Source organism: Streptomyces candidus, from assembly GCF_014207445.1.
Taxonomy (GTDB): Bacteria; Actinomycetota; Actinomycetes; order Streptomycetales; family Streptomycetaceae; genus Streptomyces; species Streptomyces candidus.
On sequence record NZ_JACHEM010000001.1, the window covers coordinates 629,091 to 651,444 of the forward strand.

General features: G+C 70.9%; 14 protein-coding genes. 2 read left to right on the plus strand and 12 right to left on the minus strand.

The window, feature by feature from the left end; translation table 11 throughout:
• The first annotated feature begins 131 nt into the window (after positions 1–131).
• Complete coding sequence (locus HNQ79_RS02800) at positions 132–2,990, plus strand: bifunctional glycosyltransferase/CDP-glycerol:glycerophosphate glycerophosphotransferase (RefSeq protein ID WP_185026390.1); 2,859 nt, start codon at positions 132–134, stop codon at positions 2,988–2,990.
• Positions 2,987–4,132, plus strand: coding sequence for a glycosyltransferase family 4 protein (locus tag HNQ79_RS02805; protein ID WP_185026392.1), 1,146 nt, complete (start codon positions 2,987–2,989; stop codon positions 4,130–4,132). The genes HNQ79_RS02800 and HNQ79_RS02805 overlap by 4 nt, the downstream gene beginning before the upstream one ends.
• A gap of 89 nt (positions 4,133–4,221) precedes the next feature.
• Here the strand turns inward: HNQ79_RS02805 and HNQ79_RS34410 are convergent, their stop codons facing one another.
• The 12 genes from HNQ79_RS34410 to HNQ79_RS02865 form a co-directional block, all read right to left on the minus strand.
• Positions 4,222–5,847 (minus strand): glycosyltransferase family 2 protein, encoded by a 1,626-nt coding sequence (locus HNQ79_RS34410; RefSeq protein WP_229923135.1) that lies wholly within the window; start codon positions 5,845–5,847, stop codon positions 4,222–4,224.
• Positions 5,848–6,221: 374 nt separating this feature from the next.
• Positions 6,222–7,661: a GTPase ObgE gene (gene obgE / locus HNQ79_RS02815; protein ID WP_185026397.1), complete on the minus strand. Its 1,440-nt coding sequence runs from the start codon at positions 7,659–7,661 to the stop codon at positions 6,222–6,224.
• A 164-nt stretch (positions 7,662–7,825) separates the two neighbouring features.
• Positions 7,826–8,083, minus strand: coding sequence for a 50S ribosomal protein L27 (gene rpmA, locus HNQ79_RS02820; protein WP_018103204.1), 258 nt, complete (start codon positions 8,081–8,083; stop codon positions 7,826–7,828).
• Between the two features lie 12 nt (positions 8,084–8,095).
• The gene (gene rplU / locus HNQ79_RS02825; protein ID WP_185026398.1) at positions 8,096–8,416 is read right to left on the minus strand and encodes a 50S ribosomal protein L21; all 321 of its coding nucleotides are present in this window, start codon (positions 8,414–8,416) and stop codon (positions 8,096–8,098) included.
• Positions 8,417–8,596: 180 nt separating this feature from the next.
• Positions 8,597–9,688 carry an iron-containing alcohol dehydrogenase family protein gene (locus HNQ79_RS02830; RefSeq protein ID WP_185026400.1) on the minus strand — a complete coding sequence of 364 codons (1,092 nt, stop codon included), beginning with the start codon at positions 9,686–9,688 and terminating at the stop codon, positions 8,597–8,599.
• Positions 9,676–10,413, minus strand: a complete 738-nt coding sequence (locus tag HNQ79_RS02835; RefSeq protein ID WP_185026402.1) for a phosphocholine cytidylyltransferase family protein — start codon at positions 10,411–10,413, stop codon at positions 9,676–9,678. Before HNQ79_RS02835 ends, HNQ79_RS02830 begins: the two co-directional genes overlap by 13 nt.
• Before the next feature lie 61 nt (positions 10,414–10,474).
• Entirely contained in the window at positions 10,475–11,383 is a 909-nt protein-coding gene (galU, locus tag HNQ79_RS02840; protein ID WP_185026404.1) for a UTP--glucose-1-phosphate uridylyltransferase GalU, read from the minus strand.
• Positions 11,384–11,604: 221 nt separating this feature from the next.
• Positions 11,605–16,167: an Rne/Rng family ribonuclease gene (locus HNQ79_RS02845; RefSeq protein WP_185026406.1), complete on the minus strand. Its 4,563-nt coding sequence runs from the start codon at positions 16,165–16,167 to the stop codon at positions 11,605–11,607.
• Positions 16,168–16,413: 246 nt separating this feature from the next.
• Positions 16,414–17,226, minus strand: a complete 813-nt coding sequence (locus tag HNQ79_RS02850) for a TIGR03936 family radical SAM-associated protein (RefSeq protein ID WP_185026408.1) — start codon at positions 17,224–17,226, stop codon at positions 16,414–16,416.
• A gap of 191 nt (positions 17,227–17,417) precedes the next feature.
• Positions 17,418–18,029 (minus strand): hypothetical protein, encoded by a 612-nt coding sequence (locus HNQ79_RS02855; protein WP_185026410.1) that lies wholly within the window; start codon positions 18,027–18,029, stop codon positions 17,418–17,420.
• Between the two features lie 359 nt (positions 18,030–18,388).
• Entirely contained in the window at positions 18,389–20,314 is a 1,926-nt protein-coding gene (locus HNQ79_RS02860; protein ID WP_185026412.1) for a TIGR03960 family B12-binding radical SAM protein, read from the minus strand.
• Positions 20,315–20,777: 463 nt separating this feature from the next.
• Positions 20,778–22,328, minus strand: a complete 1,551-nt coding sequence (locus HNQ79_RS02865; protein ID WP_185026414.1) for a CYTH and CHAD domain-containing protein — start codon at positions 22,326–22,328, stop codon at positions 20,778–20,780.
• Positions 22,329–22,354: the final 26 nt, after the last annotated feature.

The following is a 22,354-nucleotide window of genomic DNA, read 5'->3' on the forward strand; positions in this document are numbered from 1 at the left end:
AGTCGGCCATCCCCCACGGACCCGCCGTCGTGGGGGATCAGTAATCGAAACGTATCGAGGACGTGAACACAGAGGTGGCCTTGTCAAGCCCGTCTCCCTCGCCGGACAGCCTCCCGACGACCGTGACGACCGTGCCGGACATCAGCGTTGTGGTCATCGTCTACAACGATGCCGAGCGGTTGCCGACGGCCGTGCAGTCGGTCCTGGACCAGACGCTGCGCAACGTCGAGGTGATCATCGCGGACGACTGTTCCACGGACGGTTCGTACACCGTGGCCAGGAAACTCGCGGCACAACACCCCGATCGGGTCCGTGCGATCCAGCTGGAGGAGAACAGCGGCGGTTGCGGCGAGCCGCGCAACCAGGGCATCGCTGTGGCCCGCGGCCGCTATGTGATGTTCCTGGACAGCGACGACACTCTTGAACTCAACGCGTGCCGGAACATGCTGGAAGCCGCCGAGACCACCGGAGCGGACCTGGTGTCCGGGCTGTGTCTGCGCGTCCACGTCGACAGCCGTCACGGCAAGACGACCGAGTGGTACCGCTGGCTGTACCACTCCACGCGCACGCTCGACTCCGTCGCCGAACTGCCCGACCTGCTGGTCTTTGACACTCTGTCGACCAACAAGTGCTACCGGCGCGAATTCCTGATCGAGAGCAACCTCTCCTTCCCGAAGCGGATTCATTACGAGGACCTCCTTTTCTCCGCGCAGGCCTATCTCGCGGCTTCTCGCATCACCCTGATTCCGAATACTGTTTATTACTGGAACGTGGTCGAGAAGACCGAAAAGAAGTCAATCAGTAACCGCCGGAACGAAATCAACAATTTCGCGGACCGGGTGGAGATCCACCGGCGGATCGACGAAATCCTCAAATCCCGCGGCATGGACGACCTGAAGCTGCACAAGGACATCAAGTTCCTGAAGCACGACCTGGTCCTTTACCTGCGCGAACTGCCGTTTCTGGACGACGACTACCGGCACGCCTTCGCCGGGATGGCCCGGGAGTACGTGCAGTCCTTCGCCCCCGAGGCGTACAGCGAACTGCACCCGGCCCACGCCATCTGCGCGTACCTCCTCCTTCAGGAGGACTGGGACAACCTGATGCCAGCGATCGACATGCTCCTGAACCGGAGCAAGCTCGCGGTGCCACTGGTGGAGAAGGACGGCCGGATCTACTGGTGCGAGGAGCACCTGGAGGACCCGCACGCGCGCGCCCTGCTGGACGTCACGGACCTCGGTTACCACACCAAGCCGGTCGAAAAGCTGGACCTTCGCAACCGTCTGGTCAGCTACTCCGAGCGCCCCTCGGACGTCGTTGTCAGCGGTGCGGTGGTCAACCCGCTGGGCAAGGTCGGGCCGGACGCGAAGCTGTCCGCGGAGATCGTCCTCAAGGCGCGCCGCGCCGGTTTCCAGTCGTTCCGCTTCCCCGTCAGCAGTGTGCGGGTGGAGGGCGACAGGGTGTTCTGGGAAGCCACCCTTCCGCTGGCCAAGGAGCTGCGTCCGCTGGGCATCGTGGACGACGTGTGGAACGTGCGGATGCACTTGAAGGTCGACGGCAGAACGACGGTCAGCGCGATCACCGTCGGCAGCACCGACATAGAGCGCACGGGCCTGTTGACCGTCCGTCCCCGGCTGACGCGGCTGGCCGGCGACCGCATCGAGGCGGAGGTGTCCGGGCGCGGCCACCTGGCGTTCCACGTCGTGCAGCACAGCGCGGCCTCGCAGAAGGCCCGTGCGCTGATCCGGAACAACATGGACAGCCTGCCCGCGCGGATCGCCAAGACGACGTACCGCAAGGCCCGGGACGTGCGCAAGGACCTCAACTCCGGGCCGCGCAAGATCGACGGCTACCACCGCATGATCAAGGCGCTGCCCGTCCGCAAGGGCACCGTCGTCTTCGAGAGCCACCTGGGCAAGCAGTACAGCGACAGCCCTCGCGCCGTGTACGAGGAGCTGAAGCGGCGTGGTGCCCCGATCCACGCCATCTGGTCGTACGCGGGCGCCAAGCCGGTCGGTTTCCCGGCGGACGTCGAGCTGGTGCAGCGCTGGTCGTGGAAGTATCTGCGGGCGCTCGCCCAGGCCGAGTTCTGGGTCGACAACCAGGGCTTCCCGCTGAAGCTGCGCAAGCGTCCCGAGACGACGTACATCCAGACCTGGCACGGTTCCGCGCTCAAGCGCATGGGCTTCGACGAGCCCGGCTACCGCTTGATGTCGGAGGGTGAGCAGGCCGCGTACCAGGCGTCACTGGACCGCTTCGACCACTTCGTGGTCCGTACGGAGCACGACGTGCGGACGCTGGCGCGTGCCTACCGGATCCCGGAGAGCAAGCTGCTGCGCACGGGCTACCCGCGCAACGACGCCTTGGTGAAGGGCCGGGACGCGACCGAGGAGAGCCGGGAGGTCGCGGAGCTGAAGAAGCGCCTGGGCATCCGCCCGGGGCTGCCGGTCGTGCTGTACGCGCCGACGTTCCGGGCCAACGCCGGCGGCAAGGTCCGCAAATTCGAGTTCCCCTTCGACGTGGAGACGCTGGCCGAGAGGTTCGGAGACAAGTTCACGCTGTTGGTGCGCACGCACTACCTCAATCAGGTGGCGCTGCCGCCGGCGATGGCCGGACGCGTCATCAATGTGTCGGAAGAGCCGGACATCACGCCGCTGCTCCTGGCGTCGGACGCGCTGATCACGGACTACTCGTCCGTGATGTTCGACTATGCGCTGCTGCAGCGTCCGATGATTTTCTTCGCGTACGACTGGGAGGAGTACGCGCAGGACATCCGCGGCACGTACTTCGACCTGATCGAGACGGCTCCGGGGCCGGTGGCGCGTGATGAGGAGGCGCTGTACGCGGTGCTGGAGGACCTGGACGGTGTCCGTGATCAGTACGGGCCGCAGGTGAAGGAATTCGTGGACCGGTACGGCGAGTACGACCACGGTGACGCGGCCGCGCAGATCGCGGACCGTTTCTTCGGAGGAAAGGGCGGCGCCCGGTGAAGCGACGCGACATCTTCTTCGTGGCCAACGAGGTCGACGAACTCGGCGGTGTGGCCCGCTGGCAGGCCCAGATGGCCGCGCTGCTGGCGGAGCGCGGCCACCGGGTGACCATTGTCGGTATCGCGCCCTCCGAGGTTCCCATGGACCTCGGGGAGAACCCGCCGTTCAAGACGGTCACGCTGTACGACCGGCGGCCCCCGGGGCGCAAACCCGTCACGGGTGTGCGCGGCAAGGTCGACGTGGCCGCGCGGCTGCACAACTCGCGGCGTGAGGCGGGAGTGCGGGAGGCTTCGGCGAAGCTGTCCCGGATGTTCCGTACGGCCGCCCCGGGCGCGATGATCGTCGTGACCCAGGTGTGGGCGATGGAGTGGGTGGAGCTGGCGGACACCGCCGGTCATCCGGTCATCGGGATGAGCCACGAGAGCTACGAGTACTCGCGCCAGTCCTCGCGCTTCAACCGCGTCCTCAAGCACTACAAGAACGTCGACCGGCTGCTGCTGCTCACGCAGGAGGATGCCGACATGTGGGCGGTGCGTGGACTCAACAACGTCGGTTTCATGCCGAATCCGTTGCCGATGATGCCCGAAACGGTTTCTCCGCGTTCGGAGAAGACGGTCGTGAGTATCGGGCGGCTCAGTCACCAGAAGGGCCTCGACATGATGCTCGACGCCTGGGCGGACGCCGCACCGCAGGTGCCGGGCTGGAAGTTGAAGCTGTACGGCGCGGGCGAGCTTGAGCACTCGCTCAAGAAGCAGGCTTCGGATCTGGGGCTGGACGACTCGGTCGAATGGGCCGGGCAGACCCGTGACGTGGTCGGCGCCCTGCACGGCGCTTCGGTGTTCGCGCAGTCCTCGCGCGGCGAGGGGTTCCCGCTGGCGCTGCTGGAAGCGATGGCGTGCGGGGTGCCGTGCGCGGCGTTCGACTGTGCGCCGGGTGTGCACGAGATCATCCAGGACGGCGTCGACGGGCTGCTGGCCCGTCCCGGCAACACTCCTGAGCTCGCGCGCCAGTTGGTGCGTCTGATGCAGGATCAGGAACTGCGGGACCGGATGGGTGAGGCGGCCCGGGAGAACGTTCGGCGCTACTCCCCCGAGTCGATCACGCAGCGGTGGGAAGAGCTCTTCACGTTCCTGGAGCGGTAGCAGCACCGGCCGCTCGCACCTCAGGAGGTGGGCCCCTTCCGCGACGCGCGGAGGGGGCCCTTCTCTGTCCGGCTGCGTCGCCTCGCGCGTCAGCCCGACTTGCGCGTCAGTCTCTTGAGGCGGCGGCCCACCACGTCCAGTCCGCCCTGTAGTCCGCCGACGACGCGCACCATCAGTGCCTGTCGGGGCGTCACGTGTGCCTGGACGAGCAGGGGCCGTCCCCCGGCGAGGACGACACTGCGGCGTGCGGTGTCCGGGGTGGCGGCCCGCACCTCGGCGGGGATGCGGGAGCCGTCGGCGCACACGACGTCGGCCCGTACCCGCCAGGCCGTGAGCCGTTCGCGGTCGGCCAGGTCGCCGGCGCGGACGGAGAACCGGGCCCGCCAGGCGTCGTCGTCACTGCGCACCAGGGGCTGTTCTCGCTCCAGGGCAGGGCGGGCGTCCCGCTGTTCCGCCAGACGCAGCAGGAGGCGTTGCGGCTCCAGGGGGGCGAGCAGCCCGTGGAGTTCGGGCACCGTCACGGTGAAGGTGAGGGTGGACCCCACGGTGAGGGTGCCATTGACGGTCACCGGCAGTTTCTCGGCGGGCAGGTCGGCCAGCCCGTCGAGGAGCACTTCGGGCTGCTCGGGCGAGAGGACGGGCGTGCCGTTGCTGTTGACGTGCGTCGGAGGCAGCAGTCGGGGCGGCTGGGCGGCCAGTGCCACCACGCGCGCGAGTTCGGCCGGGGTCTGCCAGGCGAGCAGGGCGCGGGCCAGCCAGCGGGACGGGGCCTCGGCTTTTTCGTATGCCTCCTCGTCGAAGGCGGCGAGATGGGCGCGCGTGGCCTGCCACCAGTCGGTGCGGTAGGCGGCGTTGCGCTGCGGCAGTTCCCGTACGTACATGGGCAGGTCGTAGTCGAGGAACTTGGTCTGCGCGGCGACGGCGAGTGCCTCCTGTCCCGCTTTGCGGAGCTCTTCGACGACCCGGCGGTGTGCTTCCACACGGTGTTCCCAGTTGGCGATGGTGGCGCGGCGCAGCGAGATGGACAGGTCTGCGGCGTCGCGCCGTACGTGCCAGACGTAGACGGGGGCGGCGACGACGGCGAGGCGGGGGGCGGCCGCGTACACCTTCGCGGTGAACACGAAGTCCTCGTAGTGGAAGGCGCCGTCGGGAAAGGCCGCGGCGTGCTGGCTGAGGAATTCGCGCCGGTAGAGCTTGTTGACGGACAGGGTGTCGAGCAGGAATTCGGGGTGTGCGCCGATGCCGTCGAGGACGGTGCCGGGCAGGGTGGCGCCCGCGGCGGGGTCGTAGAGGGCGGGAGCCCACATCGTGTCGCGGCCTTCGGGCAGTTCGCGGCGTACGCACTGCCCGGCGACGACGTCGGTGTCCTCGGTGGCGGCGGCCAGCAGGGCGTCGACGGCGCCCGCCGGGTAGACGTCGTCGCTGTCCAGGAACATCACGTAGCGGTGTGCGGCGGCGGCGATGCCGTCGTTGCGGGGAGTGCCGCAGCCGCCGCTGTTGTCCGTGCGGTGCAGGGGCCGCACCCGGGGGTGGCGGGCGGCGAGGGCGTCGACCTGTTGGCGGGTGCCGTCCGTGGAGGCGTCGTTGACGACGATCACTTCGCCGACGGCGGTGCCCTGCGCGAGGGCGGACTCGACGGCGGTGGTGATGTGGTCGGCGTCGTTGTGGACGATGACGACGACGCTGACTGCCGCCCCGTTCCGTGCGGGTTCCACCCTGTTGCTCCTCATGCTGTTGCACCGGTCCTCGCGGGCTGGTTGCGGGCGCGACGTGGTCCTGCGCACAGCTCTGCGACGGCCACGGGCCTCCCAGGGTATGTCCCCGTGCGGGGCCCGGTGGAGGGCGGTGGGCCCTGTGCCGTCCGGTTCGCGGAGGGTCCGCGGCTGTCGGGCGGTGTCCGGGAAGGCCGCAGGGCCCGGCTGCCGGAGACGTCTCCGGCAGCCGGGCCCTGCGGTGGGTTCGTACGTGCGCGAGGACCCGCGTCGCACGCCTGCCGTACTACGTCCCGTGCCTCGCGTACCAGGACGCGCGTGTCCCGCTGTTCGTCGCGTGCGCCCCGTACGCGGTACGACGTCGCGCGCATCCCGTCCTAGAAGGGTTTGAACTCGTCGTACTCCTGCTGCGAGTTGTCCCGCTCCGCGTCGCGGTCCTTGCGGCGCGTGGCCGCCGGGCGGGGCTCGTCCAGGCGGTGGTCCTCGCCGCGGCGGCCGAGCATCTCGGCGCCTGCCATGACGGTGGGCTCCCAGTCGAAGACGACGGAGTTCTCGTCGGAGCCGATGGCGACAGCGTCGCCGGCGCGGGCGCCCGCCTTCATCAGTTGGGTTTCGACGCCGAGGCGGCTGAGGCGGTCGGCGAGGTAGCCCACCGCTTCGTCGTTGCTGAAGTCGGTCTGCTGCACCCAGCGCTCGGGCTTCTCGCCGCGCACCCGGAAGACGTTCTCTTCCTCGTCCTTGATGACGGTGAAGCCGCTGTCGTCGACGGCCTTGGGCCGGATGACGATGCGGGTCGCCTCTTCCTGGGGCTTGCGGGCGCGCATCTTGGAGATGCCCTGCGCGAGGGCGAAGGAGAGTTCCTTCAGCCCCGTGCGGGAGACGGCGGACACTTCGAAGACCTTGTAGCCGCGGGCTTCGAGCTCCGGGCGGATCATGTCCGCGAGTTCCTTGCCGTCCGGGATGTCGACCTTGTTGAGGACGACGAGGCGCGGACGGTCGTCCAGGCCGCCGTACAGCTTGAGTTCCTCCTCGATGACATCCAGGTCGGAGACCGGGTCGCGGTCGGACTCCAGGGTCGCGGTGTCCAGTACGTGGACGAGGACCGAGCAGCGTTCGACGTGGCGCAGGAATTCGAGGCCGAGGCCGCGTCCTTCGCTGGCGCCGGGGATCAGGCCGGGGACGTCCGCGATGGTGTAGACGGTGGAGCCGGCCGTCACCACGCCGAGGTTGGGGACGAGGGTGGTGAACGGGTAGTCCGCGATCTTGGGCTTGGCCGCGGACAGCACGGAGATCAGCGAGGACTTGCCCGCGCTCGGGTAGCCGACCAGGGCCACGTCGGCGACGGTCTTGAGTTCCAGGACGATGTCGCGGGACTTGCCGGGCTCACCGAGCAGCGCGAAGCCGGGGGCCTTGCGGCGGGCCGAGGACAGTGCGAGGTTGCCGAGGCCGCCGCGTCCGCCTTCGCCCGCGATGAAGGTGGTGCCCTGGCCGACCATGTCGGCCAGTACGTTGCCGTCCTTGTCGAGGACGACGGTGCCGTCCGGCACGGGCAGGATCAAGTCCTGGCCGTCCTTGCCGGAGCGGTTGTCGCCTGCGCCGGGCTGGCCGTTGGTGGCCTTGCGGTGGGGGCTGTGGTGGTAGTCGAGCAGGGTGGTCACTGCTTGGTCGACGACGAGGATGATGTCGCCGCCGCGTCCGCCGTTGCCGCCGTCCGGGCCGCCGAGCGGCTTGAACTTCTCACGGTGTACGGAGGCGCAGCCGTGGCCTCCGTTACCCGCGGCGACATGCAGTTCGACGCGGTCCACGAAGGTGGTCATGGGTGTCCTCCAGTACAGGTCATGCGGAATGTCTACATACGTAACACGCCGAGGGCGGACACGCTTCCCCGTAGCCCGGGAAAGAGCGTCCGCCCTCGGAACGTGCTGTGTATCGCTCAGGACCGCTCTCTCAGTGAGAGGGTCCGGAAAGAAGGCAGGCTTGTTCAGCCGGCGATCGGAACGATGTTCACGACCTTGCGGCCACGGTGCGTGCCGAACTCGACCGCACCGGCGGCGAGGGCGAACAGCGTGTCGTCGCCGCCACGGCCGACGCCCGTGCCCGGGTGGAAGTGGGTGCCGCGCTGGCGGACCAGGATCTCACCGGCGTTGACGGCCTGGCCGCCGAAGCGCTTGACGCCGAGCCGCTGAGCGTTGGAGTCGCGACCGTTCCGAGTGGACGATGCGCCCTTCTTGTGTGCCATGTCTCAGTCCCTTTACTTCGCAGCCGTGGGGATACCGGTGACCTTGATCGCCGTGTACTGCTGGCGGTGACCCTGGCGACGGCGGTAACCGGTCTTGTTCTTGTAGCGGAGAATGTCGATCTTCTCGCCCTTGTGGTGGTCCACGACCTCGGCCGTGACCTTGATCCCGGCCAGGACCCACGGGTCGCTGGTGACGGAGTCGCCGTCGACAACGAGCAGAGTCGAAAGCTCGACCGTGTCGCCAACCTTGGCAGTGGAAATCTTGTCAACCTCAACGATGTCGTCGACAGCAACCTTGTGCTGGCGACCACCGCTGCGCACGATGGCGTACACGCGGATCTCACTCTCACTCGAAGACGGGACCCCTGATGCCAGCCGCTTCCGGCGCGAACAGGACGAGCGGCCTCTCCCGTGCGCACCGAAGTGGCCCGGGAGGGGGTTGCTCAGGGGTTTGGCGCACAAAAGACGCCGACGGTCAAAGTTACGGGACCTCGACCGGTGGGTCAAACCGGGCTAGCGCCCGCCGCTGTGGCTGTCCGGGCTCTGTCCGACGGCCTTCACCAGGGTGTGGTAGGCGTCCCTGATGCCGTCCTCGGACAGGTCGAGGTGTTCGAGGACGGTGAAGCGCCCGGGGCGTGTCTGCGGGGCGTACCGCACCGCGGTGACGAACTCCTCGACGGTGAATCCGATGTCGCCGGGGAGCACCGGCAGTGCGTGTCTGCGCAGTACGTCGGCGAACAGTCCGGCCTCCTCGCGTGCTCCGCGCAGGTGCATCGCGAAGACGGCGCCGATGCCGACCTGTTCGCCGTGGAGCGCGGCGCGCTGCGGGAAGAGCAGGTCGAATGCGTGGCTGATCTCGTGGCAGGCGCCGGAGGAGGGGCGGGTGTCGCCGCTGATCGACATGGAGATGCCGGACAGGACGAGCGCTTCGGAGAGCACGGTCAGGAACGCGTCCTGGGTGACGTCGCCGGGGTGGCGCAGTACGGCTTCGCCGGCCTGTCTGGCCATGGCGGCGGCCAGACCGTCGACCTTCTCCCCGTTGACCTGGTGGGAGAGTTCCCAGTCGGCGACCGCGGAGATGTTGGAGAGGGCGTCGCCGATTCCGGAGCGTACGAAGCGGGGCGGGGCGTCGCGGATGACGTCGAGGTCGATGAGCATCGCGATGGGCGTGGGTACGCCGTAGGAGCCGCGTCCGTTGTCGTTGTCCAGGATGGACACCGGGGAGCACAGGCCGTCGTGCGAGAGGTTCGTCGCGACGGCGACCATGGGCAGTCCGATGCGGGCCGCGGCGTACTTGGCGACGTCGATGATCTTTCCGCCGCCGAGTCCGACGACCGCGTCGTAGCGTTTGCGGCCCTTCATGTCGTCGGCGAGCTTGACCGCGGCGTCGATGGTGCCCTCGGTGACGGGGTACCAGTCGGCGCCGGGCAGGACGGGTGCCAGGCGTTCCTTCAGCACCCGTCCCGAGCCGCCGCTGATGGCCACGGCGAGCGAGCCCGAGCCGGAGATCCGCTGGTCCGCAAGTACGCCGGCGAGATCGTCCAGGGCGCCCCTGGAGATGTCGACGACGACCGGCGAGGGGATCAGCCGGGTCAGTACTGGCACGCGATCTCCCGGCCCCTGGTGAGGTCGTCGTGGTTGTCGATCTCGACCCACTTGAGGTCGCCGATCGGTGCGACGTCGATGCGCACGCCGCGGTTGACGAGTTCCTGGTAGCCGTCCTCGTAGTACAGGTCGGGGTCGCGCTCGAAGGTCGTCCGCAGGGCGTCGGCGAGGGCCTCGGCCGCGTCGGGCTCGATGAGCGTGACGCCGATGTACTCGCCGGTGGCGGATGCCGGGTCCATCAGCTTGGTGATCTTCTGCACGGCGCCGGACCCGTCGGTGATGACCTTCATCTCCTCGTCGGCGAGGTTCTTCACCGTGTCGAGGGCGAGGATGATCTGCTGCCCGTTGCCGCGGGCGGCGAGGAGGGTCTGCTCGACGGAGACCGGGTGGACGGTGTCGCCGTTGGCGAGGATCACGCCCTCCTTGAGGACGTCGCGGGCGCACCACAGGGAGTAGGCGTTGTTCCACTCCTCGGCCTTGTCGTTGTCGATGAGCGTGAGCTTCACGCCGTACTTCGACTCCAGTTCGGCCTGGCGTGCGTAGACGGCTTCCTTGCGGTAGCCGACGACGATCGCGACGTCCGTCAGCCCCACCTTCGCGAAGTTCCCCAGGGTGAGGTCCAGGACGGTGGTGTCGCCGTCCACGGGGACGAGCGCCTTGGGCAGCGTGTCGGTGTAGGGACGCAGACGCCGTCCGGCGCCCGCCGCCAGTACCAGGCCGATCATGGGGTTCTCCTTCGTGCGGTCGAGCAGGGGGTGTACGGGGTGGGGCGGGGTGGCGGAGGGACTACATCTCTTCCGCGACGTAGCCGCGCAGCCACGTCTTGAAGTCCGGGCCCAGGTCGGCGCGCTCGGCGGCGAGACGCACGATGGCCTTCAGGTAGTCGCCGCGGTCGCCGGTGTCGTAGCGGCGTCCCTTGAAGACGACGCCGTGCACGGGGCCGCCGACCTTCTCGTCCTCGGCCAGCGTCTGCAGGGCGTCGGTGAGCTGGATCTCCCCGCCGCGGCCGGGCGCGGTCTCGCGCAGGACGTCGAAGACGGCCGGGTCCAGGACGTAGCGCCCGATGATGGCGAGGTTGCTGGGGGCGTCCTCGGTGCTGGGCTTCTCGACGAGGCCGCTGATCTTCACGACGTCGCCGTCGGCGGTGGTCTCGACGGCCGCGCAGCCGTAAAGGTGGATCTGCTGGGGGTCGACCTCCATGAGGGCGACGACGCTGCCGCCGTACGTCTGCTGGACCTCGACCATGCGGGCGAGGAGGGGGTCGCGGGGGTCGATCAGGTCGTCGCCGAGGAGGACGGCGAAGGCTTCGTCGCCGACGTGCGGGGCGGCGCACAGCACCGCGTGGCCCAGGCCCCGGGGGTCGCCCTGGCGGACGTAGTGCATGGTCGCCAGGTCACTGGACTCCTGCACCTTGGCGAGGCGGTCGGCGTCGCCCTTCTTGGTGAGGGCGGACTCCAGCTCGTAGTTGCGGTCGAAGTGGTCCTCAAGAGGGCGCTTGTTGCGGCCGGTCACCATGAGGACGTCGGAGAGTCCGGCCCCGGCGGCTTCCTCAACCACGTACTGGATCGCGGGCTTGTCGACGACGGGCAGCATCTCCTTGGGAGTGGCCTTCGTCGCAGGAAGGAAGCGGGTGCCCAGGCCGGCGGCGGGGATGACGGCCTTGCGTATGGGGCGGGGGGTGGTGCTGTTGCTCATGAGGGTTCGAACTCTCCGTGGTTCAGGGGCATTTCGCGGCCGTGGGCCGTAGGTCCCGGCTGCTCCGGGGTGCTGCTCCCGGATACCGGGGTGGCCAGTGCCCGACTGGGCACTGGCCACCCCGGGCCCGGCCGGGGCCGGTTCCGCCGGGTACTGCGGGTATGTCCGATGGTGCGCGCGGTGCGGGCAGTGCCGGTGTCACCGGTACTGCCCGCAGCGCGTCAGTCCTGCGCGGGGGCGGACACGGACGGCAGCGTCTGCTGGTCCGCCGCGGCCGTCTTCTTCGCAGTCTTCTTGGCCGCCGTCTTCGTGGCCGCCGTCTTGGTGGCGGCCTTCTTCGCGGTGGTCTTCTTCGCCGCCGTCTTCTTGGCCGGTGCGGCCTTCTTGGCGGTGGTGGCCTTCTTGGCGGCGGTCTTGCGTGCCGTCTTCTTGGCCGGTGCGGGAGCGTCATCGCCCTCGGGTGCCTGCGCCGCATGGGACTCGGCGCTGTCGGCCACCGGCTCTTCGGCCTGCTGCACGGTCGCCGACGGGGTGGTCTCCACCACGAGCACGGCGGCCTCGGCCGACCCTGCGGGCGAACCCGCGGGGGCGGTGGCCTTGCGGGTGGCCCGGCGACGGGCCCGCGGCGGCGCGGCGTCGGCGGCGGGTGCCGCTGCAGCCTCCTCGGCCGGAGCCTGGGCAGCGGGCTGCGGCTCGGCGACGGCTTCGGCAGCCGGGGCCGCGTGCGCCTCCTCGGCGTCCGCGGCGGGCGTCTGCGCGCCCTTGGGCGAGCCCGCCGGGGCGGACGCCTTGCGGGTCGCCCGGCGGCGGCCACGGGGAGCCGCAGCGGCCTCCGCCTCCGCGGGAGCCTCGACGGCGGCCTCGGCCGGCGCCTCGACGGCTGCGGTCACCGGCTCGGCCTCGACGACCGGCTCGGGCACCGTTTCGGCGACCGGCTCGGTGGCCCGCTCCGTCTCCGGGGCGGCCACCGCGGCGCCCTTGCCCCTGAGCGGCGACGCGTGCTCGATGTAGTCCGCCGGCGACGTCCTGCCGCGCGGCGCACCCGCCGGGGACGACGCCTTGCGCGACGCCCGACGGCGGCCACGGCCGCGGGTGGCGGCCGCCTCTGCCTCCGCGGCACTGCTGTACAGGTCCTCGTCCGGTACGAAGTCCGGCGACGGCAGCGCGATCGGCGCGGCGACCTCGGCGGCGAGTTCCGCCTCGGTCTCCACCTCCAGGGGCTCGGGCGCGTCCTCGTGACCGTGGGTGGGGTCCTGGCCGTGCTCGTGCGTCTCGTGCGTCTCGTGCTGGTCGTGACCGTGCTCGTGGTCCGTGCCGCCGTTGGCGCCCTTGCCGCGCTTCTTCGCACGCTTGGAGCCACCGCCGCCGCCCACGGCGGTCGGCTGCTCCATGTGCACGATGACGCCGCGCCCGTTGCAGTGGACGCAGGTCTCGGAGAAGGATTCCAGGAGGCCCTGTCCGACGCGCTTGCGGGTCATCTGCACCAGGCCCAGCGAGGTGACCTCGGCCACCTGGTGCTTGGTGCGGTCCCGGCCCAGGCACTCCAGCAGACGCCGCAGCACCAGGTCCCTGTTCGACTCCAGGACCATGTCGATGAAGTCGATGACGACGATGCCGCCCAGGTCGCGCAGCCGCAGCTGGCGCACGATCTCCTCGGCCGCCTCCAGGTTGTTCCTGGTGACGGTCTCTTCGAGGTTGCCGCCCTGGCCGGTGAACTTCCCGGTGTTGACGTCGACGACGATCATCGCCTCGGTCTTGTCGATGACCAGGGAGCCGCCGGACGGCAGGTAGACCTTGCGGTCCAGTGCCTTCATCAGCTGCTCGTCGATCCGGTACGTCGCGAAGACGTCGACCTCCGACGTCCAGCGCGACAGCCGGTCGGTGAGGTCCGGTGCGACGTGGGCGACGTACCCGTGGATCGTCTGCCAGGCCTCGTCACCGCTGACGATGACCTTGGAGAAGTCCTCGTTGAAGATGTCGCGGACCACGCGGACGGTCATGTCGGGCTCGCCGTAGAGCAGGGTCGGCGCGTTGGACGCGCCGTTGCTCTTCGCCTTGCGCTGGATGTCCTCCCACTGCGCCTGGAGGCGCTCGACGTCGCGGCGCAGCTCGTCCTCGCTGGCGCCCTCGGCGGCGGTGCGCACGATGACTCCGGCGTCCTCGGGGACGATCTTCTTGAGGATGGTCTTCAGCCGGGCCCGCTCGGTGTCGGGGAGCTTGCGGCTGATGCCGGTCATGGAGCCCTCGGGCACGTACACGAGGTAGCGGCCCGGCAGGGAGACCTGGCTGGTCAGACGTGCGCCCTTGTGCCCGATCGGGTCCTTGGTGACCTGTACGAGGACGGACTGGCCGGACTTCAGGGCGGTTTCGATGCGGCGCGGCCCGTGGGCCATGCCGAGCGCCTCGAAGTTGACCTCGCCTGCGTACAGGACGGCGTTGCGGCCCTTGCCGATGTCGATGAAGGCGGCCTCCATGGACGGGAGGACGTTCTGCACCTTGCCGAGGTAGACGTTGCCGACGTACGACGTCGACTGCTCCTTGTTGACGTAGTGCTCGACGAGGATGTCGTCCTCGAGGACGCCGATCTGGGTGCGCTCGCCGTTCTGGCGGACGACCATGACGCGTTCGACGGCCTCGCGGCGCGCCAGGAACTCCGCCTCGGTGATGATCGGGACGCGGCGGCGGCCCTGCTCGCGGCCTTCGCGGCGGCGCTGCTTCTTGGCCTCCATGCGGGTGGAGCCCTTGATGGACTGGACCTCGTCGAAGCCGGTGCCCGGCTCGCGTTCGGCGGCGGCCTCCTTCTTGCGGGGCTCGCGGACCTTGACGACGGTGCGCTCGGGGTCGTCCGCGCCGTTCACGGCCTCGTCGTGGCCGGAGTCACCGCTGCGGCGGCGACGGCGGCGGCGACGGCGGCTGCTGGACGAACCGGCGCCGCCCTGGTGCTCGTCGTCGTGGTCGTCGACGTCGTCCTCGTCGGCCGGGGCGTCCTGCTGCGAGGCCTGCCCGTCGGTGTCCTCGTGACGGTCGTGCCTGCCGTGGGCGTCGGTCTCCTCCGCGTCCAGGGCCTCGCCCCGGCGGCGGCGTCGTCCACCGCGGCGGCGGCGGCGCGCCCTGCGGTCGTCGGCGTCCTCGGAGTCGTCGTGGCCCTCGGCATCGTCGCTCTGCGCGTCCTCGTCCTCGGACTCGTCCTGCGGCGCCTCGTGGACCTCGGTACGGGGCGGCTGCGGCTCGGCGGCGGCCTCACCGCGGCGGCGCCGGCGGCGACGGCCACCGGACTGCGCGGGCTCGTCCGCCTCCTGCACGGGCGCCTCGACGACGACCTCGGCCTCGAACTCCTCTTCCTCCTCCGGCTCCTCGGCGGGAACGGCGGCGGCGATCATGGCCGCGGTCTCGGGCGTCTGGAACATCGGCTCGGAGAAGACCGGAGCCTGGAACACGGCGACGGCGGGCCGCTGCGCACGGCGGCGCGAACGCGGCACGGGCTCGTCGGCCTTCCTCTGAGCGCTCTCCGTGGGCTTCTCCGCAGCCGCGACGGGCTCGACGGCGGGCTCCGCGGTGAACTTCGGGCTGGTGGCCGGGCGGCTCGCCCGACGGCGCGACCGTCCGCGCGGCGCCTCTTCCTCAGCGGTCGTCTCCGCCGCTTCGTGCTGTACGGCTTCCTGTACGGCGGCGGGCTCGGCCGGGGCCTGCTCCCGGGCGGGGGCCTCCTCGGCGGGCTCGTCGGCCTTCTGGTCGGCCTGCGCGGGCGAACCGGCGGGCGCGGACGCCTTGCGCACGGCACGACGGCGCGCACGCGGCGCCGGAGCGGCCGCTTCCTCCTCGCGGGTGTCCCGCGTGTCCTGTACGGGGGCGGGGGCGGCCTCCGCGACGGCGGCGGCCGGGGGCTCCTCGACGGGCTCGGCGGCTGCCACGGGTGACCCGGCGGGAGCGGTCGCCTTCCGGGTCGCCCGACGGCGCGAACGAGGTGCCGGAGCGCTCGCCTCCGCCGTCTCTTCGTGCGTGTCCTGCGGTACGGAGACGGGCTCGGCCTGCGGCGCGGGCTCGGCGGCGGCCTCGGCGGCCGGGGCGGTGGTCCTGCGGGTGGCACGGCGGCGCGTGCGCGGGGCCCGGGCCTCCTCGGCAAGCGGGGTCTGCTCGGCGGGCATTGTCTGCTCGGCGGCCGGGGCCTCTTCTGCCGCGGGCTCGACGGCGGGTTCGGTGGCGGTCGCCGCCGGGGCGGTCGCCTTCCGGGTGGCCCGGCGGCGTACCGGTGCGGCGCTCTCGGGCTCCGCGGCGGGCGTCTGCCCGTCCTGTACGGCCTGCGGCACGGTGGCGGCCGTGTCGGGCGCGTCGGCGGGCGCGGTGGCCTTGCGTACGGCGCGGCGGCGTGTACGGGGGGCCGGTGCGTCCTCGGCCGCCGGTGCGGCGGCGGGGGTCTGCGCAACGGCGGCCGGGGCCTCCGTGGCGGGGGGCGTGCTCTCCTCGGCGGCAGGTGCGGGCGCGCCCGCCGGAGCGGTGGCCTTGCGCACGGCGCGACGGCGCGGGCGGGCCGGGGCCGCGCTGTCACCGGGGGTCGTGTTGTCGCTGGTGTTCTCGGTGGTGTCGGTCACGGCACCCTTTCCGGCCGACAGGGCCGGAGCCGCGGCCTCCATGGTCGTTGCGGCATCCGACTGGTCCGGCTGGGTCGCCGTTGCGGCCCCGGGGGGCCCGGCGGGACGTGAGGCGGCGCGGCGCCTGCGGCGCGGCGGCAGTGTGTCGCTGGGCGAGGTGTTGTCGGCCTCAGCGGGGTCGATCGGCTCAAGCATGCGGGGTTCTCCCGTCGCGCTCCCGGGCGCCGCGCCTGAATCCGGTCCGGCCGCGGCCCACGCGCGAAGCGCGGGGCCACCGTCCGGGGCGCGGGCGCCGCACGGGAGCTGATCTCTAGCTCGCCGGTTCCGCAGATCCCCGGGAAGTGCTGCCCCGGGGCCTGCGGCCTGGCGAAAGTCCTGGTCATGTACGCGGCCCGACCCAGGTGGCTCCCGAGTGCCAGGGCTGCGCGACGACGACTGTCCTTACGCGGAACCGGAACCTTCCGGCGCCTTCGCGGCGGCGGGTGCGGGGGCTGTGGTAGAGCCTGCCGTCACCGCCTCGCGGTCGGGCGCGAGCGGGTCGGTCACCGTTCCGGACTCCTCGTCGAGAAGCCCCTGCGCCAGCCTGGTCACCGCTGCGGGGACCGGCGGCGCCAGGTCGGCCGCAACGCGGAGGCCGGAAAGGACGTCGTCGGGTCGTACGGCGGGTGTCATGTGCCGCACTACCAGCCGCAGTATCGCACAGGGCTCCGCCGCGGGCCTATCGCCCGCCTCACCCTGGGGGCGGGCGACGCTCTCCGAAAGGGGTACGGCGGCCATCTCGACGACGGCCTCCCGGGCGTCGAAGCTGCGCATGCCGTTCTTCGTGCGGCGCTGTACCTCGACGGTTTCCGCGGCGAGGAATGCGTCGACGGCCTTGGCCGCCTCGTCGTGGGTGACGCCGTTCAGGCGCAGCTCCCAGACGGAGGCGGTGAGGCGGTCGGCGAGCCCGGAGGTCTTCGCCTCGACCGCGTCGATGATGTCGAGGCCCGCGGGCATCGACTCGTCCAGCAGCCCGCGCAGGGTGGCGGGGTCGCGTTGCGCGGTGAGGGCGATCTCCAGGTACTCGGCCTCGGAGCCGGTGCCGGTGGGGGCCGCGTTGGCGTAGCTCACCTTCGGGTGCGGGGTGAAGCCCGCCGAGTACGCCATGGGCACCTCGGCGCGGCGCAGGGCCCGCTCGAAGGCGCGCTGGAAGTCGCGGTGGCTGGTGAACCGGAGGCGGCCGCGCTTGGTGTAGCGCAGTCGGATGCGCTGCACCGCCGGTGCGGGCGGCGGGCCTTCGGGCTGTCGCTTGCCCAGTGGTTCTTCTCCTCGGTGCGGGGCGGCACGTCATTACGTGCGCCCGGAAGCCTGTGGGTGTCCCCGCGCGGCGGTTCCCGTCCGGCCGGGCCGCTGCGCGGGGCAGGGCGGTCTCGGGTCCGGGTGCTGCGCCGGGGGCAGTCGTTGTACTACCCAGAGTACGCGCCGGGGGCTGGGATGGTTCCCGTGCCCAGGTACTCCTGCGCCGCCGGGGAGGACTGCCGCCACGGGTACGGCTCGGGCGGAGGCGTCAGGACGGTCCGGTACAGCCACGTCGCGGGAACCGCCACGAGGAGGTGCGCGCACCACCGCAGCCCGCGCCCGAACGGCGTCAGCACCTGGCGGTACAGGGCGACGGCGGGCGCCACCATCAGGGTTCGCAGGCACCACGCGACGGCCGCCGACACTCCCCGGCCGCCTGCGAGGAGCGCGGCTCCCGCTTGCCGGGCCAGCCACCGCAGCCCGTGCCCGAGCGTGGTGAGGAGCGCCCCGTACAGCCAGAGCACGGGCGCGACCAGCAGCCCCAGGACGCACCGGACGCGTCCCGCCCGCAGCAGGGAGCCCAGCAACAGCAGCCCGTGCCCCAAGGGGGTCAGCACCCGCCGGTACAGCGCCGCCCGCGGTGTGACGAACACCGCTCGGCCCAGCCACCGCAGGCCGTGTCCCAGCGGCGCGAACAGCGTGTCGTACAGCCACCGCCCGGCCCTCCTCGTCCGGCGGCGGACCAGTGCGCCTCCCGTGCGGAGCAGGTCCCACGCCACACGCGTACGGGCAGCACGAGAACGAGGACCACCACGCGCACCGGAATGCGCACAAAAGCCGTCAGGCAGCCTTCCGGTCGCTGCGAGGGCTGTTGCTGCTGCGGGGGCTGTGCGTACGGGGCCCCCGGCGACGCCCCGGCCGTCGGCCGCGCCGGACGCTTCTCAAGATCCATCCCGGTCCTCCCCGTTTTCCCAGGACGCGCCGGGGGCCGGTTCGGATGCGTGGGGGCGCAGCGAACGCAACGAAGAGGCCCGGCCGGGAGTGTCGCGCCCGGCCGGGCCTCTTCGTGGGTGACGTGCGCTGCTGCTTCACGACCGGATGGACGTGTCCCACTGCGGGCGGACAGCGCAGTCGCGGGTCACTTCACGACCGACAGCGGGAGCAGCTTCTTGCCCGTGGGACCGATTTGAATGGAAGTGTCCATCTGCGGGCAGACGCCGCAGTCGAAGCACGGGGTCCAGCGGCAGTCCTCGACCTCGGTCTCGTCGAGCGAGTCCTGCCAGTCCTCCCAGAGCCAGTCCTTGTCGAGACCGGAGTCGAGGTGGTCCCAGGGCAGGACTTCCTCGTAGGTGCGTTCGCGGGTGGTGTACCAGTCGACGTCGACGCCGTACTCGGGGAGGGTCTTCGCCGCGGCCTGCATCCAGCGGTCGTAGCTGAAGTACTCGCGCCAGCCGTCGAAGCGGCCGCCGCCCTCGTAGACGGCGCGGATGACCGAACCGATACGGCGGTCGCCGCGGGAGAGCAGGCCCTCGACGATGCCGGGCTTGCCGTCGTGGTAGCGGAAGCCGATCGAGCGGCCGTACTTCTTGTCACCGCGGATCTTGTCGCGGAGCTTCGCGAGGCGGGCGTCGGTCTCCTCGGCGCTCAGCTGCGGTGCCCACTGGAAGGGCGTGTGCGGCTTGGGCACGAACCCGCCGATGGAAACGGTGCAGCGGATGTCGTTCTGACCGGAGACCTTGCGGCCCTCGGCGATGACGTTGACCGCCATGTCGCCGATCTGCAGGACGTCCTCGTCGGTCTCGGTGGGCAGACCGCACATGAAGTACAGCTTTACCTGGCGCCAGCCGTTTCCGTACGCCGTGGAGACGGTACGGATGAGGTCCTCCTCCGAGACCATCTTGTTGATGACCTTGCGCATCCGCTCACTGCCGCCCTCGGGGGCGAAGGTCAGGCCGGAGCGGCGGCCGTTTCGGGTCAGCTCGTTGGCGAGGTCCACGTTGAAGGCGTCGACGCGGGTCGAGGGGAGGGACAGGCCGATCTTGTCCTCCTCGTACCGGTCGGCGAGGCCCTTGGCGACCTCCGCGATCTCGGTGTGGTCCGCGGAGGACAGCGAGAGCAGGCCGACCTCTTCGAAGCCGGTCGCCTTCAGACCCTTCTCGACCATTTCGCCGATGCCGGTGATGCTTCGCTCCCGCACGGGGCGCGTGATCATGCCGGCCTGGCAGAAACGGCAGCCGCGGGTGCAGCCGCGGAAGATCTCCACCGACATGCGCTCGTGGACGGTCTCGGCGAGGGGGACGAGCGGCTGCTTGGGGTAGGGCCACTCGTCGAGGTCCATGACGGTGTGCTTGGACACCCGCCACGGCACACCCGACTTGTTGGGTACGACACGGGCGATGCGGCCGTCCGGGAGGTATTCGACGTCGTAGAACGCGGGGACGTACACATTGCCGGTCTTCGCGAGGCGGAAGAGGACTTCCTCGCGGCCACCGGGACGGCCCTCCGCCTTCCAGGTACGGATGATCTCCGTCATGTCGAGGACGGCCTGCTCGCCGTCGCCGATGACCGCGCAGTCGATGAACTCGGCGATGGGCTCCGGGTTGAACGCCGCGTGGCCGCCCGCGAGGACGATCGGGTCGTCCAGGGTGCGGTCGGCGGCGTTCAGCGGGATGCCCGCGAGGTCGAGCGCGGTCAGCATGTTGGTGTAGCCGAGCTCGGTGGAGAAGGAGAGCCCGAAGACGTCGAAGGCCTTCACCGGACGGTGGGCGTCCACCGTGAACTGCGGCACGTCGTGCTCGCGCATGAGCGCTTCGAGGTCCGGCCAGACGCTGTACGTGCGCTCGGCGAGGACGCCTTCCTGCTCGTTGAGCACCTCGTACAGGATCATGACGCCCTGGTTGGGCAGTCCTACCTCGTAGGCGTCCGGGTACATGAGCGCCCACCGGACATCGGCGCTCTCCCAGGGCTTGACAGTGGAGTTCAGTTCACCGCCGACGTACTGGATGGGCTTCTGCACGTGCGGCAGGAGGGCTTCCAGGCGGGGGAAGACCGACTCAACAGGCATCGCGGTGTCTCTCATGAGCGGGCAGGGGGACCCTCAAGAGTAACGCGGCTCGGGGAGGGCTTCACGCGGGGAGCTCGCCGGGGTCCCGGGGCTCGGGGACGCGCGGGCAGGACGGCGCGGGGCACCCCGGGCACGGGCGGGACGCGGAGGCAGGGCGGCTCGGGTCGCCCGCGTGCGCGGCGGGTGGGCGCGGCGACGTCGGCAGGGCCGACGCGGAGGGGTTGGCGCCCGGGAGCGGGACGCCCGGGAGCGTCGCGCATCCGAACGCCCGAACGCCGGGCAGGAGCCCCGGGCCCCCGCAAGCGTCAGCCGCTCCCCCGGCCCGCTGCAGCATCCCGGGACCAGGACCAGGACCAGGACCAGGATCACGAGCAGGCCAGGACAAGGCCAGGACCAGGGCAGCGGGTGCGCCGAGCGGTCCCGGTCCCGGACCTCATGGTTCCGGCGTCACCTCATTCCCGCGTCACATCGCCGGTACGCGCCTCCAGGCCTCCTCCAGTTCCCGTTCCCTCTCCGCTCCCACCGCTTCCTCCTGGCCGTACAGCAGGCCCCACACGAAGGCCGTTTCCCCCGCGCCGTGTGCCTGGATCGCGAGGTTCCGCAGTTCGGCGCGGGCGACCACGCTGTCCTGATGGTCCCCGAGCAGTGTCTGCACCGCCTTGACCCGTTTGCGCAGCCGGTTCGCGGGCCCGCCCAGGACGGGGCGGGCGGACTCCGCCGCGTACCGCAGCCGTTTCGCCGCCTTACGGGCCTCGTGGAGGGCGATGTCGCGTTCCTCGCCCGGTGCCAGGGTCAGGGCGTGTTCGACGCGGTCGGCGAGCCTTGCGTGGTCCTTCGCGAGCGCCTGCGTCATGACCCTCGCCGCGCCGTTGCCGGCCGCCTTGCGCAGCGGCGGGTCCGCGAGGAGGGTCTGGAGGGCGGACAGCAGGTCGAGGTAGCGGCGGGAGTCCAGTACGGCGAGGGTCCTGCGCCTCGATCCACTGCGCCGCGTCACCGACCAAATCCGCATCCGTCCCCGCACCGGCCCGAGCAGCAGGGTGCGCGGCAGGGCGTCCAGGCGGGCCCGGAGGCGGTCGGCGAGCACTTCCTGGTCGCGGTCGACGCCCAGTTCCGCCGCCAGCCACTTCAGTTCGTCGCCCACCGGGTCGGTCACCGTGCGGTCGAGGACCTTCGAGTACGTCTTGAAGGCGCTGCGCAAGCGCCGCGTGGCGACCCTCATCTGGTGCACGGAGTCGGGCAGGTCGCGGCGTACGGCCGGGTCGTGGGCGACCAGTGCCTCGACCTGGGTGCGGAGGTACGCGAGGACGTGTGCGCCCGCGCTGTCCCCGGCGGGTTCGGTCCGCGGGGGTTCCGGTACCGGCGGGCCGGTCTCCTGCAGTGCCCTGGCCAGTTTCGACGGGGAGGACGCCGGATGGATGCCCGCTTTGCGGAGTCGTTTCTCGACGGCGTCCAGGATTGCCGGGTCGCCGTCGTCGGCCAGTTCGACCTCGATCTCGGTCCAGGCGGCTCCGGGCCCGCCGATCCGCTGTGCGTCGACCGCGTCCGTGCTGACCTCGGCCAGCAACGTGCCGTCCGCGTCGAGGAGGTGGCGTACGGAGCGGGAGGAGCGCAGCCGTACGACGGGCATGAGCGGGGCGCCGAGGGTGCGTGCCCTCACCAGGGCGGCGAGGGCACGCGGGACAGCGTCGGGTTCGGTGGCCGGTTCGGCGTCGGGTTCGGTGGCCGGTTCGGCGTCGGGTGCCGCGGTGCCCAGGGGGGCGTGGATCTCGTCCCGTACGCCCGGGGCGACGGGGAGTTTGAGGTGCCAGCCCGCGTCGTCGCCGCCGGTGCGACGGCGCAGGGTGATCGCGTGCGCGGCCAGGTCCAGCCCGGCCGTGTCGTAGTAGACGGCGTCGAGTGCGACGACGCCCTTCTCGGCGACCGACGAGACGCCGGCCGCCTTCGTCAGGTCCGGCAGCCGGGTCTCGTCGGTGGCTTCGTACTTCCGCTCGATCTCGCGCTTTGTTTCCGCCATGCGGTGAACCTAGACGCATGAGGGGT